Genomic DNA, 15,148 nt, shown 5'->3' with positions numbered 1-15,148 from the left:
GATCACAAATTCACTGGCAGAAGCGCACGCAAGGTATCAAAGCCGTTCCAGTCTTCGCGCAAGGCGTTTCAACTCGTCGGCGAGTGTCTGGGCGCATTCGTGCTGTTCGCCCGGAGATGAAGTGGTGTGACGTAACATCAGCGTCGTGTGCAGCAACAACGACTCGGGAATGCCCTGCTGGGGGTGTTGCAGCACCTGCACCATCCTGTTGACGCTTTCCCTTCCGCTCAGGCGAAAATCCTGCGCGATGGTGGTTAAAGGCGGTTGAAAATAGGCGCTGTCTTCCGTGTCGTCGTACCCTACCACCGACAGCTGTTGCGGTATCGCAACGCCACCTTCATGCGCGGCACGCAGCACGCCGAGCGCCATCTGGTCATTCGCGACCAATATTGCCGTGGGCCGCTGCGGCTGGTTTAACAGCCCGAGGGCAAGTTGATATCCCGAAGCCGAACTCCAGTCGCCGTGCAGGACACTAAACGGATTGAGGCTATGTTCTTTTAGTCCGCTCAGCCAGCCCTCGTAGCGCAGACGGGCCGACACTGATTCCAGCGGGCCGGTGAGCAGCGAAATATCCCGATGTCCGAGTGAAATAAGGTGTGCCAGCCCCTGACGTGCGCCTTCCAGCGGATCGAAAAGGATACTAAACAGATTAGCGTGCGGATCGACATCCAGAAACAGCACCGGCAGATCGCCGCAGCACTGTTTCACCTCATGGGCATCGGCGGTTTCGAGCGGCACATTGATAAGAATGCCGTCGACGCGCTGGGCAATCAGTTCATTGACGGCCGCGCGGCAGGATTGCAGCTGCAAATCCTCGACCATCGAGATAACCACATGATAACCCAACTGATTGGCGCGAGTCTTGATTGCCGAGGCACCCTGCGACGGCGCATTCAGCGCCAGATTGGTACTCGCCAGCCCCAGCGTAAAACTCCGTTTGCCCGCCAGCTGCTGCGCCATGCGATTCGGCACGTAGTTCAACTCGCGCATGGCCGCTTCGACCCGGACACGCGTTTTCTCGGAGACCTGCGCCGCCTGATTCAGCACGCGCGACACCGTCTGATAAGAGACGCCGGCGTGGCGGGCAACATCATCGAGCGTAACGGATCTTGGCTTGTTCAACGGCGGTATCCTGAATCGGTTTGGAGAGGACAATGGCCGATAATAACAGATTTTTTGACGCACAGAGTAGCCGACCGCGTAACCACGCAGGCTGTGCACCGATTTGGTTCAACCTCTCTCGTCAAAAGCAGAAATATTGCTCACTTCGCGCACAAATCAGGCCATGACAGCACAAAACTTGAAAGGTCATGTCATTTAACGCGCGGAGCACGCATGGCGTCAGAAATTATTTATCCTAGTCTATCAATGGGTTAATCATTACGAATAAGTGCTGTGCGTCGGGTGGCCCAGGAATTGCTAATGGGTGGAAAGACAATGATTTTACCTTTGGGGAAAAGACATGGATTCGCAACACACAGAAAGCCAGCTCAAAAGAGGGCTGAAAAATCGCCATATTCAGCTGATTGCGCTGGGCGGCGCCATTGGCACCGGCCTGTTTCTCGGCATCGCGCAAACCATCAAGATGGCGGGTCCGTCCGTGCTGCTGGGGTATGCCGTCGCCGGTATTATCGCCTTCTTTATAATGCGTCAACTGGGTGAGATGGTTGTTCACGAGCCGGTTGCAGGCTCTTTCAGCCATTTTGCCAACAAATATTGGGGTGGTTTCGCCGGTTTTATGTCGGGGTGGAACTATTGGGTTCTCTATGTGCTGGTCAGCATGGCGGAACTCACCGCCGTCGGGATCTACGTGCAGTACTGGTGGCCGGAAATCCCGACCTGGGTTTCCGCCGCCGTCTTCTTCGTCGCCATTAATCTCGTCAATATGTCCAGCGTGAAGATTTATGGCGAAGTCGAATTCTGGTTTTCCATCGTCAAGGTCGCCGCCATTGTGGGCATGATTGCCTTTGGCGCCTGGCTGCTGGCCAGCGGTAATGGCGGTCCCGAAGCCAGCGTCGCCAACCTGTGGCAGCACGGCGGCTTCTTCCCGAATGGCGTCAAGGGGCTGGTGATGGCGATGGCGGTTATCATGTTCTCGTTCGGCGGCCTCGAGCTTATCGGCATTACCGCCGCCGAAGCGGACAATCCGCAGAAAAGCATTCCGAAAGCCACCAACCAGGTTATCTATCGCATTCTGCTGTTCTACGTCGGTGCGCTGGCGGTGCTGCTGTCGCTTTATCCGTGGCAGAAAGTGGTTGAAGGCGGCAGTCCTTTTGTGTTGATTTTCCATGCGCTTAACAGCAATCTGGTTGCGACGCTCCTGAACGCCGTCGTGCTGTCGGCGGCCTTGTCCGTCTACAACAGTTGCGTATTCAGCAACAGCCGTATGCTGTTTGGTTTAGCGAAACAGGGCAATGCGCCCAAGGCATTAATGAAAGTGAATCGCCGCGGGATCCCGTTTAACGCGCTCGCCGTGTCTGCCGTGGTGACCGCGCTTTGCGTACTGCTCAACTACCTGATGCCGGGCAAAGCGTTTGAGCTGCTGATGTCGCTGGTCGTTTCGGCGCTGGTGATTAACTGGGCGATGATTAGCATCACTCACCTGAAATTTCGCCGTGCGCTGCATGGCGAGGGTCGGAAAACCCGTTTCCCGAGTCTGGGATATCCGTTGACCAACGTTGTCTGCCTGCTGTTTCTGGCCGCGATACTGGTCATTATGTTCCTGACTCCGGGCATTCGGATTTCAGTCTGGCTTATCCCCGTCTGGCTGCTCGTTCTCGCCGTGAGCTATCAGTTCAGGAAAAAGAGCTCTGCCGTCTCGGCGGTCGACATTGTAGAAACACCTCACTCATAAAACAGGGCAACAATGAAAAAAATATTCCCTCTGATCCTGCTGCTTGCCGCCGGAAGCGCCAGCGCCGAATCCCACCTGCAAACGGTGGTTAAACAAGGCACGCTGAATGTCTGCACCACGGGCGATTACAAGCCTTACACCTTTCAGAAGCCTGACGGCAGCTATGAAGGTATCGACATCTCGATGGCCGAATCGCTGGCGAAAAGTCTGGGCGTTAAACTCAACTTCGTGAAATCGACCTGGAAGACGCTGACGCCGGATCTGGTGGCCGGCAAATGTGATATCGCCATGGGCGGCGTTTCCGTCACCCTGCCCCGCCAGAAGCAGGTCTATTTTGCCGAAAGCCTCGACGTTGACGGTAAAATTCCGCTGGTTCGCTGCGAAGACGAGAAAAAGTACCAGACAATCGAGCAAATCAACGTCGCTTCGGTACGGGTCATCGAGCCTATTGGCGGCACCAACGAGGCGTTTGTCCACGCTTATCTGCCAAACAGCAACCTGATTCTTTCGCACGACAACGCCGGTATTTTCCAGCAACTGGCCGATAAAAAAGCCGATGTCATGATAACCGACGCCTCGGAAGCGCTGTATCAAAAGAAATCGCATCCTTCGCTGTGCGCCGTAAATCCCGAAAAGCCGATGCAGTACGGCGAGAAAGCCTACATGCTGCCGACCGACGACATCAGCTGGAAGCTGTATGTTGACCAGTGGCTGCATCTGGCGCGCGCCACCGGCGAGTATCAAAAGGTGGTGGCGGGCTGGCGCGGATAAAACCCGGCCCTGTCGACATCTGCCAATAAAAAAGGGGCCGTAAAGGCCCCTTTTGCGTGTCTCATTGTCTGTGTTCACACCAGGCTGCTTTCACAGTCTGGCAATGAATTACAGGCGGTCGACGTCGTTCAGTTCCTGGAACGCCTGTTCCAGACGCGTCACCATGGATGACTGTGCAGAGCGCAGCCAGACACGAGGATCGTAGAATTTCTTGTTCGGCTTGTCTGCGCCTTCCGGGTTACCCAGCTGCGCCTGCAGGTACGCTTCGTTCTTTTTGTAGAACTGAAGGATACCGTCCCAGTTTGCCCACTGCGTATCGGTATCGATGTTCATCTTGATAACACCGTAGCTGATGGACTCTTTGATTTCGGCAGCGGAAGAACCTGACCCCCGTGGAACACGAAGTCCAGGGAGTTGTGCGGCAGGTTGTGTTTCTTGCTGACGAAATCCTGGGAATCACGCAGGATAGTCGGGGTCAGTTTCACGTTGCCTGGCTTGTACACGCCGTGCACGTTACCGAAGGAAGCCGCGATGGTGAAGCGTGGGCTGATAGCGCTCAGTTTTTCGTAAGCGTAATCAACGTCTTCTGGCTGGGTGTACAGCGCAGAGGCGTCCATGTGGCTGTTGTCGACGCCATCTTCTTCACCGCCGGTGCAACCCAGCTCGATTTCCAGCGTCATGTCGATCTTGGCCATACGCGCCAGATACTTGCTGCAAATCTCGATGTTTTCTTCCAGCGGCTCTTCCGACAGGTCAATCATGTGGGATGAGAACAGAGGCTTGCCGGTAGAGGCGAAGTGTTTTTCACCCGCGTCCAGCAGACCGTCGATCCACGGCAGCAGTTTCTTGGCGCAGTGGTCGGTGTGCAGAATAACCGGCACGCCGTAGTGTTCGGCCAGCAGATGCACATGCTGTGCACCCGAGATGGCGCCAAGAATAGCTCCGCCCTGAGGGATATCGGTTTTCAGACCTTTACCGGCGATGAAGCCCGCGCCACCGTTGGAGAACTGAATGATGATAGGGCCTTTGACCTTCGCCGCCGCTTCCAGCGCAGCATTGATAGAATCAGTGCCTACACAGTTAACGGCAGGAAGCGCAAACGCGTTCTCTTTGGCTACAGCGAAGACTTTCTGAACGTCATCACCAGTGATAACACCAGGTTTTACGAAATCAAAAATTTTAGACATATTACGTTGTCCTGTTTCGTCGGTCGTAGATGGATTGAATCGGATTACAAAAAATACAGCGTAGGCAGACGATGTCTCTCATCTGCCCTGGATTATTACTTTTTAGCACGCTCTTCCAGCATCACAACGGCTGGCAGCTCTTTTCCTTCGACGAACTCGAGGAATGCACCGCCACCGGTAGAGATGTAGGAAATTTTGTCGGCAATACCGAACAAGTCGATGGCTGCCAGAGTGTCGCCGCCGCCCGCGATAGAGAATGCATCGCTATCGGCAATGGCATGCGCCACGATTTCGGTTCCTTTACGGAAGTTAGGGAACTCGAACACGCCAACCGGGCCATTCCACAGAATGGTTTTGGCGTTTTTCAGGATCTCGGCCAGACGCTGTGCAGACACGTCGCCCATATCCAGAATTTGCTCTTCGTCTTTTATATCGCTGGTCGATTTTACGGTCGCGGTTGCCGTTTCGGAGAATTCGGTCGCGACACGCACGTCGGTAGGAACCGGAATATCACAGGTTTCGAGCAGCTTTTGCGCGGTACCGACCAAGTCGGCTTCGTACAGTGACTTACCGACGTTGTGGCCCTGCGCCGCGACGAAGGTGTTGGCGATGCCGCCACCGACGATCAGCTGATCGGCGATTTTGGACAGCGCATCAAGCACGGTCAGTTTGGTCGACACCTTGGAGCCGCCAACGATAGCCACCATCGGGCGTGCAGGATTCCCGAGCGCCTTGCCGAGCGCCTCGAGCTCTGCCGACAGCAGCGGACCCGCACAGGCGACAGGCGCGAATTTGCCTACGCCGTGTGTGGAAGCCTGCGCACGGTGTGCGGTGCCGAAAGCGTCCATGACGTAAACGTCACACAGCGCGGCGTATTTTTTGGACAGGGTTTCGTCGTCTTTCTTTTCGCCCTTGTTGAAGCGAACGTTTTCCAGAACAACCAACTCGCCCTCAGCAATATCAACGCCGTCCAGATAATCTTTCGCCAGACGCACTTTAGAACCGAGCTTGTCCTTCAGGTAATTCACGACAGGCAGCAGAGAAAACTCTTCGTTGTATTCGCCTTCGGTCGGACGACCCAGATGTGAGGTCACCATCACGCGCGCACCCTGCTTCAGGGCGGTTTCGATGGTTGGCAAAGAGGCACGGATACGTGCATCAGACGTCACTTTCCCGTCTTTGACCGGCACGTTCAAATCTGCACGGATCAATACACGTTTACCTGCCAAATCCAGATCGCTCATCTTAATTACAGACATGGTGAATCCTCTCGTTGATTCTCTTTAAAGTTGCTTGAGGGCGCATCGGTCGAAACCGAGTGACCTTTTAGAAACCGCTTTCGGACATCGCCAACGTCGTGTCCAGCATTCTGTTGGCGAAGCCCCATTCATTGTCGCACCAGACCAGAGTCTTGATCAGGCGCTGACCGCTGACCCGCGTCTGTGTGCCATCAACGATGGCGCTGTGCGGGTCGTGGTTAAAATCAGTAGAAACTAATGGTAGTTCGGTATAGTCAACAATACCACGAAATGCCCCATTCGACGCCTTTTGCAACAGCTGGTTAACATGCTCTACGTCGACCTTTCTGGAAACAAAAACGCTGAGATCGATAGCGGTTACGTTGATGGTCGGCACGCGCACCGAGATGGCCTCGAAACGGTCGCAAAACTTGGGCATGATGCGGGTGATACCGGCAGAAAGCTTGGTATCTACAGGAATAATCGACTGGCTGGCCGCGCGGGTACGACGTAAATCGGGATGGTAGGCATCAATCACCGGCTGGTCGTGCATTGCAGAGTGAATGGTGGTGACCGTGCCGAATTCGATGTCGAACTCGTCGTCCAGCAGTTTGATAATCGGAATAATGCAGTTGGTGGTACAGGAAGCGTTGGAGACGATGCGGTGTTCGCGTTTGAGCAGGTGATGGTTCACGCCGTAGACGACGGTGGCATCGAGATCCGGTCCACCCGGATGCGCAAAGAGGATTTTCTTCGCCCCGGCGGCAAGCTGGGCTTCACCGTCTTCGCGACTGCCGAACACGCCGGTGCAGTCCAGCACGACATCGACACTGAGTTCGCCCCAAGGTAACAGGCTGGCATCGGGCTGATGAAGCAGGCGAATGGTGTCATCGCCTACAGAGAGCACTTCGCCTTCCTGACGCACGTCCCAGGCGAAACGGCCGTGACTGGAGTCGTATTTCAACAGGTGCGCCATCCCTTCGGGGCTCGCAAGCTCGTTGATTGCCACGACGCTGATTTCCGCGCGGCGACCAGATTCGTATAATGCGCGCAATACGCTACGGCCAATGCGGCCAAAGCCATTAATTGCGATACGTATTGGCATACTTCTCCCTGTTACACGGTTGTTACCTAAATGCGATAACCCTATAGTAATGCAGTGCGCCTTTGCGGTGAATCCTCATTGCACGCTCTTCGCAATAATTCAGAACGCAGCACCCAACGCCAACCCCTCTCACATTAACGCTATTTAGACGACGTTAAGCAAAATAACGTTAACTGAAACGGTTCAGCCGAGCATAAACCAAACTTTCAGCAAAGGGAATAATTGAATTAAATTTGCTGAAACACCTTGAACGACTGCTTTAAAATTGTTCAGCAACGTCGGTTTTACCTCGCATCAGCGCGGCGCAATAGTAATGCAGAAGCCGTTTTGGAAGGTTGACGTACATCAAGACCTTTTTAAAATCAGAAAATCTCCCCCTCGACCCATAAAAAAAGGCAGCCCCGGTCTTCACCGGAGGCTGCCCTCGCTGCACCGCGGCCCCTGCGGGCCGCCGCGCTTATTTCAGCAGGGACTGCGCCTTCGCCACCACGTTGTCGACCGTGAAGCCGAACTCCTTGAACAGCAGGTCCGCCGGCGCCGACTCGCCGAAGGTGGTCATGCCCACAATCGCGCCGTTCAGGCCCACGTACTTGTACCAGTAGTCCGCAATGCCCGCTTCCACCGCCACGCGCGCCGACACCGCCTTCGGCAGCACGGACTCGCGGTACGCCTCGTCCTGCGCGTCAAACGCGTCGGTCGACGGCAGCGACACCACGCGCACGCGGGTGCCCGCCGCGGCCAGCCTGTCCGCCGCCTCCACGGTGATACCCACCTCGGAGCCGGTGGCAATCAGGATAACCTCCGGCGTGCCCTCGCAGTCCTTCAGCACGTAGCCGCCGCGGGCCACGTTGGCCAGCTGTTCGGCGCTGCGCGGCTGCTGCGTCAGGTTCTGGCGCGAGAAAATCAGCGTCGTCGGGCCGTCGTTGCGCTCGATGGCGTACTTCCACGCAATCGCGGACTCGACCTGGTCGGCCGGACGCCACAGGCTCATGTTCGGCGTCACGCGCAGGCTCGCCAGCTGCTCGACCGGCTGGTGCGTCGGGCCGTCCTCGCCCAGACCGATGGAGTCGTGGGTGTAGACGAACACGTTGCGGATTTTCATCAGCGCCGCCATGCGCACGGCGTTGCGCGCGTATTCCACGAACATCAGGAAGGTCGCGGTGTACGGCAGGAAGCCGCCGTGCAGGGCGATGCCGTTGCTGATGGCGGTCATGCCGAACTCGCGCACGCCGTAGTGGATGTAGTTACCCGCCGCGTCGTCGCCGATGGACTTCGAGCCGGACCACATGGTCAGGTTGCTCGGCGCCAGGTCGGCGGAGCCGCCCAGGAACTCCGGCAGGATTTTGCCGAAGGCTTCCAGCGCGTTCTGCGACGCCTTGCGGCTGGCGATGTTGGCCGGCTTGGCCTGCAGCTCCTCGATGAACTTCTGCGACTGCGCCTCCCAGTCGGCAGGCAGCTCGCCCGCCATGCGGCGTTCGAACTCGGCCGCCAGCTCGGGGTGCGCCTTGGCGTAGGCCGCGAACTTGTCGTTCCAGGCGGACTCCTTGGCCTTGCCCGCTTCCTTCGCGTCCCACTGGGCGTAGATGTCGGCAGGGATGTCGAACGGCGCGTGGTTCCAGCCAATCGCCTTGCGGGTGGCCGCCACTTCGTCGGCGCCCAGCGCCGCGCCGTGCACCTCGTGCGACCCGGCCTTGTTCGGCGAGCCGAAGCCGATGATGGTCTTGCACAGGATGAGGGTCGGACGGTCGGTGACCTGGTGGGACTCCTCGATGGCCGCCTTGATGGCGTCCGGGTTGTGCCCGTCCACGCCGCGCACCACGTGCCAGCCGTAGGCTTCGAAGCGCGCCGCGGTGTCGTCGCTAAACCAGCCTTCCACGTGGCCGTCGATGGAGATGCCGTTGTCATCGTAGAACGCGGTCAGCTTGCCGAGCTTCATGGTGCCGGCCAGCGAGCAGACCTCGTGGGAGATACCCTCCATCATGCAGCCGTCGCCCATGAAGGCGTAGGTGTGGTGGTTGACGATGTCATGGCCTTCGCGGTTGAACTGCGCGGCCAGCGTGCGCTCGGCGATGGCGAAGCCCACGGCGTTGGCGATACCCTGGCCCAGCGGGCCGGTGGTGGTCTCGACGCCCGGCGTGTAGCCGTATTCCGGGTGGCCCGGGGTTTTGGAGTGCAGCTGGCGGAAGTTGGCCAGTTCGCCAATCGGCAGGTCGTAGCCGGTGAGGTGCAGCAGGCTGTAAATCAGCATGGAGCCGTGACCGTTGGAGAGGACGAAGCGGTCGCGGTCGGCCCAGTGCGGGTTGGTCGGGTTGTGGTTCATGTAGTCGCGCCACAGGACTTCGGCGATGTCGGCCATCCCCATCGGGGCGCCGGGGTGGCCGGAATTCGCTTTCTGCACGGCGTCCATGCTGAGTGCGCGGATAGCGTTCGCAAGCTCTTTACGAGAGGACATGTTCTACTCCAGGTCGGATTAAAAAAGCAGTCGAAAAAATCATTTTCTCAGACTACGGATTAAAACGGCAATCTCTATTACGGCAAGGGACACTCTTTCGGAAAGCGGCGCAGAGGGCATAGAGTTTTCAGTCTTTCCAACTATATCGCCACCGCCTGCAAAAACCAATCATGGCACAGAGCTTATAAGGAGATGTTGTCGGCATGAGAGTGATATAAGAAGAGGTTGCCACTGTCTTGCTGTTTTCGCCGCCGTTTTTCGAAACTTTGCTATTTATCATTGCCTGCAACGGAAACAAAAAACCCGGCAGCGCCGGGTTTTGAAGCAGCAATCAGGAACAGGCTTATGCGCCCTTCTTGTCTGCCTGCACGTGCAGCATTTCCAGCGCCAGTGTCGCCGCGGCCAGCGCGGTGATTTCAGACTGGTCATAGGATGGCGCAACTTCGACAATATCCATGCCGACAATATCGAGATCCAGATTTTTCAGGCCGCGCACCAGTTTCAGGGCGCGATCGGAAGTCAGGCCGCCAATCACCGGCGTACCGGTTCCGGGCGCGTGCGCCGGGTCCAGACAGTCGATATCAAAGCTCAGATAAACAGGCAGATCGCCCACAATCTGTTTCACCTGCGCCAGAATATCGTCAACGGTGCGATCGTTGACCTGCGCCGCGTCAAGCACGGTAAAGCCGAGATCTTTGTCGAATTCGGTACGAATGCCGATCTGCACGGAGTTCTCGGCAGAGATCAGGCCTTCTTTCGGCGCATGATAGAACATGGTGCCGTGGTCGAACTTGCTGCCGTTGGAGTAGGTATCGGTGTGCGCATCGAAATGCACCAGCGCCATTTTGCCGAACTTTCTGTGGTGCGCGCGCAGCAGCGGCAGCGTCACAAAGTGGTCGCCGCCGAATGACAGCATGCGCTTGCCGGAAGCCAGCAGGCGATCGGCGTGCTCTTCAAGATTGTCCACCAGGCTCTGGGCATCACCGAAATCAAACACTACGTCTCCGCAGTCGACAACTTTCAGGCGTTCACGCAGATCGAAATCCCACGGCCAGCGCTTGCCTTCCCACGCCAGATTTACCGATACCTGACGGATTGCCGCCGGGCCAAGACGCGAACCGGAACGGCCGGACGTCGCCATGTCGAAGGGAATGCCGGTGATAACCCACTCGGCATCGCTGTCGTACGGCTCGAAATTCACCGGGAATCGCAGGAATCCAAAGGCGTTGGAAACCAGCGAGTTGTCAAACTTGTGCCCCAAAGTGCTCATAACTTTTCCTTTTATGAAAACCTCGCCGGAGTCTGTCTCCGCGAGGCCATGGTTCATGCCTTATTTAAAGACTTATTCGTCTTCCAAATAGGTATAGCCGTACAGTCCGCTTTCGAACTCTTCGATAAACTGCGCCTGTAGCGCGTCGTCGAGATCGGTTTCTTTAACCTGATCGCGGAAGCGGGTCAGCAGGACATTCGGGTCGAGCTGCACGTATTCCAGCATATCGGCCACGGTATCGCCTTCGTCGGACTGCTGGACTTCAATGCTGCCGTCGGGGAACACAAACACGTCAACCGCAGCAGTGTCGCCGAACAGGTTGTGCATGTTGCCGAGGATTTCCTGGTAGGCACCGACCATAAAGAAGCCGAGCGCAGGAGGATTTTCGGGGTCGTACGGCGGCATCGGCATGGTGGTCGTCACGCCGTCGCCATCGACGTAGTGATCGATAATCCCGTCGGAGTCGCAGGTGATGTCGAGCAGCACCGCGCGGCCGATTGGCGGTTTATCAAGCCCTTCCAGCGGCAATACCGGGAACAGCTGATCGATACCCCACGCATCCGGCATCGACTGGAACAGCGAGAAGTTGACGTACAGCTTGTCGGCCATACGCTCTTGCAGTTCATCGATAATCGGGCGGTGCGCGCGATTGCTGGGATCAAGCTGCTGCTGGATAACGTTGCAGATATTCAGGTAGATCTCTTCCGCCCAGGCGCGCTGGGTCAAATCCAGAATGCCGTGCGCGTACTGGGAATGGACGTCGTGCAGGTCCATCTGGCAGTCGTGCAGCCATTCGCGAAGCGAGCGACGGTTTTCGGGGTCGTGCATTTCGTTCCAGGTGTCCCACATGCTCGACAGCGCACGCGGCGCATCCTCGGCAGGTGCGACCGGCGGCGTAAACTCGTTACGCTCGACGCCTATCACGTTGGACACCAGCACCGTGTGGTGCGCGGTGACGGCGCGGCCAGACTCGGTGATGACGGTAGGGTGCGGCAAACCGTGTTCATTACAGGCATCGCCGATGCCCCAGATAACGTTGTTGGCGTATTCGTTCAGGCCATAGTTGACCGAACAGTCAGACTGCGAGCGGGTTCCCTCGTAGTCCACGCCCAAACCGCCGCCCACGTCGAAGCACTGGATATTGACGCCCAGCTTGTGCAGTTCAACATAGAAACGGGCAGATTCACGCACACCGGTCGAGATGTCACGGATATTGGCCAGCTGCGAGCCGAGGTGGAAGTGCAGCAGTTGCAGGCTGTCCAGACGATCTGCCGCACGCAGCATTTCAACCAGTTGCAGAACCTGCGCGGCAGCCAGACCGAACTTGGATTTTTCGCCGCCGCTCGACTGCCATTTGCCGGAACCCTGCGAGGACAGACGCGCACGCACGCCCAGACGCGGGATAACATTAAGGCGCTCGGCCTCTTCCAGCACCAGCTTGATTTCGGTCATTTTTTCGATGACCAGATAGACCTTGTGGCCCAGCTTCTCGCCGATCAGAGCCAGACGAATATATTCGCGGTCTTTGTAGCCATTACAGACGATAACCGATCGGGTCATGCCTGCATGGGCCAGAACCGCCATCAGTTCGGCTTTCGAACCGGCTTCCAGACCCAAAGGTTCACCGGATTCCACCAGCGATTCGATAACACGGCGATGCTGGTTGACCTTGATAGGATAAACCAGGAAATAGTCACCGTTGTAGCCAAAGGATTCGCGCGCGCGTTTAAAGGCCGCGTTTATCGAGCGTAAACGGTGCTGAAGAATTTGCGGGAAACAGAACAGCGCCGGCAGACGTTGACCGTCCTGCTCGCGCATGTCTTTCACCAGTTGCGCCAAGTCTACGCGGGCCGAAGGGACGTCCGGATCGGGACATACACTGATGTGGCCAAGCTCATTGACGTCGTAATAGTTATTGCCCCAATGGGCAACGTTGTAAGTACGCAGCATTTTGCTGGCATCACGGTCGTTCACGGCAACCTCCTGCATGGAGCGCAAAGAAACACTGTCGCCCGCATGAGACGGACGGTGGGAATGCATGTCATCAGACATAGTTAATACCCTTTTCTACACTGACAGCATGGCCAGCCACTATCGCAGTAACAACAGGTGAGAACAACTCGGACAAAGCCGATAAACGGCGGTCGAAAGCCGGTCGTCATCTCTTCGAACAAGTCGATCACGCATATAATTGTAAATCACGTTGTCAGACTCGGTGGAATGAGTCGGGAAAAACCTTGGGGGATAGCTGAATTTTTTCACCGTGGCAGTACGCAGGGATGACAGGCGACTGCTGAGGATGCTGTTGAAATGTAACAAGCGGTAAAAAGCGGGTCATTAACTTAACCACCTCCACAGGTGCCACGCCTTGCAAACGGACATCCGGCCAAATAGGGCATAAAGAGAACAGTAATTACTGGAATACGCTGATTAATCACTAACTGGAGAATTAGTGCAGCGCGGAGGCGTTTATACCGGTAAGACTGGGCAAATGCAAAATGAAAGTGAGCCGAAAACCGTTTCTCTTAGTGAATGTCACGCCTGTTAGGCACTAATTGAACACGCGTGCTGGAAAAAAGGGCTGGCAATCACCTTCGAAGCTGTCCTAAAATAGACGTCCAGATGTTAATCCGTCTATTTTGTAAACCGTCAAACGGCTTCACGGATGGGCTTCAAATCTGTCCTTTTTCATGTTGCCTAGCTTGGCAGCAATTTATAACCGTCGTATGAAAGGTAAAGAAGATAATGGCTAAACACCTCTTTACGTCCGAATCTGTTTCAGAAGGACATCCAGACAAAATCGCTGACCAAATCTCTGATGCCGTTCTCGACGCGATTTTAGAACAAGATCCTAAAGCACGCGTTGCCTGCGAAACTTACGTCAAAACCGGCATGGTTCTGGTTGGCGGTGAAGTGACCACCAGCGCATGGGTTGATATCGAAGAGATTACCCGTAACACCATCCGCGAAATTGGCTACGTCAACTCAGAAATGGGCTTCGACGCCAACTCCTGTGCCGTACTGAGCGCCATTGGCAAGCAGTCTCCCGACATCAATCAGGGTGTTGACCGCAGCGATCCGCTGGAACAGGGTGCCGGTGACCAGGGTCTGATGTTTGGTTATGCAACCAATGAAACCGACGTGCTGATGCCGGCACCGGTGACTTATGCACACCGTCTGGTTCAACAACAGGCTGCGGTACGTAAGTCAGGTTCACTGCCATGGCTGCGCCCGGACGCAAAAAGCCAGATCACTTTCCAGTATGACGACGGTAAAATCGTCGGCATCGACGCGGTTGTGCTGTCAACTCAGCACTCGGAAGAGATAAGCCAGAAAGATCTGCAAGAAGCGGTGATGGAAGAGATAATCAAGCCGGTTCTGCCTACCGAATGGCTGAATGCCTCCACCAAATATCACATCAACCCGACGGGCCGTTTCGTTATCGGTGGACCTATGGGTGACTGTGGTCTGACCGGTCGCAAAATCATCGTGGATACCTACGGCGGCATGGCGCGTCACGGCGGCGGTGCATTCTCGGGCAAGGATCCTTCCAAGGTTGACCGGTTCGGCGGCCTACGCGGCACGTTATGTAGCAAAAAACATCGTTGCTGCCGGCCTTGCCGACCGCTGCGAGATTCAGGTTTCCTACGCAATCGGCGTAGCAGAACCGACCTCCATCATGGTTGAAACCTTCGGCACCGAAAAAGTGTCTACCGAGCAACTGACCCTGCTGGTTCGCGAGTTCTTCGACCTGCGTCCATACGGCCTGATTCAGATGCTTGACCTGCTGCACCCAATCTACAAAGAGACGGCTGCCTACGGTCACTTCGGTCGCGAACATTTCCCTTGGGAAAAAACCGACAAGGCAGCTCAGCTGCGCGAAGCCGCCGGCCTGTAATTTAGCCGAACAACGGTTAGCAAAAGTTTAACGACTTATTCCTAAAACAAACCCTGCCCTTACCGGCGGGGTTTTTTTATGGCTATTCTCTTTATGCTCGTTTTAAAGAATCGTCTTGATTTGAAAACGGTTACAGAATATATATTCTTACTAATTAATAAGTTAGAGTAATGCACAGTTACGGGTTGGCAACAATTGATTGATTTAAATCAGGGGATAGACTAGAAGTCTATATCGCTAACGCGTCCGTCTTAACAAAGTCTTACAAAAGCTCGTCACAACACGTTTGCCTATGCAACAAGAAGTGTAAGCGATTACAACTATGTGATCTGGCGCACTCTTTAGCGGCCGCTAGGCCAATAACATAGCGAGC

The 15,148-nt window shown here is 55.9% G+C and carries 8 protein-coding genes and 2 pseudogenes; 3 read left to right on the top strand and 7 right to left on the bottom strand.

Going from position 1 to position 15,148, the window contains the following annotated elements; genetic code table 11:
• Positions 1-36: 36 nt before the first annotated feature.
• A complete protein-coding gene (locus tag O1V66_RS20775; protein ID WP_045049591.1) occupies positions 37-1,122 on the bottom strand; it encodes a LacI family DNA-binding transcriptional regulator in 1,086 nt (361 codons plus the stop codon).
• A gap of 340 nt (positions 1,123-1,462) precedes the next feature.
• On the opposite strand from O1V66_RS20775, the gene O1V66_RS20770 reads away from it, so the two are divergent.
• Both O1V66_RS20770 and O1V66_RS20765 read left to right on the top strand, forming a co-directional pair.
• Complete coding sequence (locus O1V66_RS20770; protein WP_045049592.1) at positions 1,463-2,854, top strand: amino acid permease; 1,392 nt, start codon at positions 1,463-1,465, stop codon at positions 2,852-2,854.
• A gap of 12 nt (positions 2,855-2,866) precedes the next feature.
• Complete coding sequence (locus tag O1V66_RS20765; protein ID WP_045049593.1) at positions 2,867-3,625, top strand: transporter substrate-binding domain-containing protein; 759 nt, start codon at positions 2,867-2,869, stop codon at positions 3,623-3,625.
• 108 nt (positions 3,626-3,733) lie between these two features.
• On the opposite strand, the pseudogene fbaA reads toward O1V66_RS20765, so the two are convergent.
• The 6 genes and pseudogenes from fbaA to speA form a co-directional block, all read right to left on the bottom strand.
• Positions 3,734-4,812, bottom strand: a pseudogene (gene fbaA, locus O1V66_RS20760) (class II fructose-bisphosphate aldolase).
• Between the two features lie 95 nt (positions 4,813-4,907).
• Complete coding sequence (gene pgk, locus O1V66_RS20755) at positions 4,908-6,071, bottom strand: phosphoglycerate kinase (protein WP_045049595.1); 1,164 nt, start codon at positions 6,069-6,071, stop codon at positions 4,908-4,910.
• A 67-nt stretch (positions 6,072-6,138) separates the two neighbouring features.
• Positions 6,139-7,155 carry an erythrose-4-phosphate dehydrogenase gene (gene epd, locus O1V66_RS20750; RefSeq protein WP_045049596.1) on the bottom strand — a complete coding sequence of 339 codons (1,017 nt, stop codon included), beginning with the start codon at positions 7,153-7,155 and terminating at the stop codon, positions 6,139-6,141.
• 457 nt (positions 7,156-7,612) lie between these two features.
• Positions 7,613-9,607 carry a transketolase gene (gene tkt, locus O1V66_RS20745; protein ID WP_269127999.1) on the bottom strand — a complete coding sequence of 665 codons (1,995 nt, stop codon included), beginning with the start codon at positions 9,605-9,607 and terminating at the stop codon, positions 7,613-7,615.
• A 343-nt stretch (positions 9,608-9,950) separates the two neighbouring features.
• Positions 9,951-10,877 (bottom strand): agmatinase, encoded by a 927-nt coding sequence (speB, locus tag O1V66_RS20740; RefSeq protein ID WP_045049204.1) that lies wholly within the window; start codon positions 10,875-10,877, stop codon positions 9,951-9,953.
• Positions 10,878-10,949: 72 nt separating this feature from the next.
• Entirely contained in the window at positions 10,950-12,929 is a 1,980-nt protein-coding gene (speA, locus tag O1V66_RS20735) for a biosynthetic arginine decarboxylase (protein ID WP_045049203.1), read from the bottom strand.
• A gap of 693 nt (positions 12,930-13,622) precedes the next feature.
• Between speA and metK the strand changes: the two are divergent.
• Positions 13,623-14,775 (top strand): annotated as a pseudogene (gene metK / locus O1V66_RS20730) (methionine adenosyltransferase).
• Positions 14,776-15,148 lie beyond the last annotated feature (373 nt).

The sequence above is a fragment of the Rouxiella chamberiensis genome (assembly GCF_026967475.1).
Lineage (GTDB): Bacteria > Pseudomonadota > Gammaproteobacteria > Enterobacterales > Enterobacteriaceae > Rouxiella > Rouxiella chamberiensis.
The sequence above is the reverse complement of the archived record's forward strand: the minus strand, read 5'-3'. Positions and strand labels throughout refer to the sequence as shown.

Excerpts from the sequence above, each read along its gene's own strand:
- tkt (WP_269127999.1), bottom strand. The coding sequence starts at position 9,607 with ATGTCCTCTCGTAAAGAGCTTGCGAACGCTATCCGCGCACTCAGCATG.
- epd (WP_045049596.1), bottom strand. The coding sequence starts at position 7,155 with ATGCCAATACGTATCGCAATTAATGGCTTTGGCCGCATTGGCCGTAGC.
- speB (WP_045049204.1), bottom strand. The coding sequence starts at position 10,877 with ATGAGCACTTTGGGGCACAAGTTTGACAACTCGCTGGTTTCCAACGCC.
- O1V66_RS20770 (WP_045049592.1), top strand. The coding sequence starts at position 1,463 with ATGGATTCGCAACACACAGAAAGCCAGCTCAAAAGAGGGCTGAAAAAT.
- pgk (WP_045049595.1), bottom strand. The coding sequence starts at position 6,071 with ATGTCTGTAATTAAGATGAGCGATCTGGATTTGGCAGGTAAACGTGTA.
- O1V66_RS20765 (WP_045049593.1), top strand. The coding sequence starts at position 2,867 with ATGAAAAAAATATTCCCTCTGATCCTGCTGCTTGCCGCCGGAAGCGCC.
- speA (WP_045049203.1), bottom strand. The coding sequence starts at position 12,929 with ATGTCTGATGACATGCATTCCCACCGTCCGTCTCATGCGGGCGACAGT.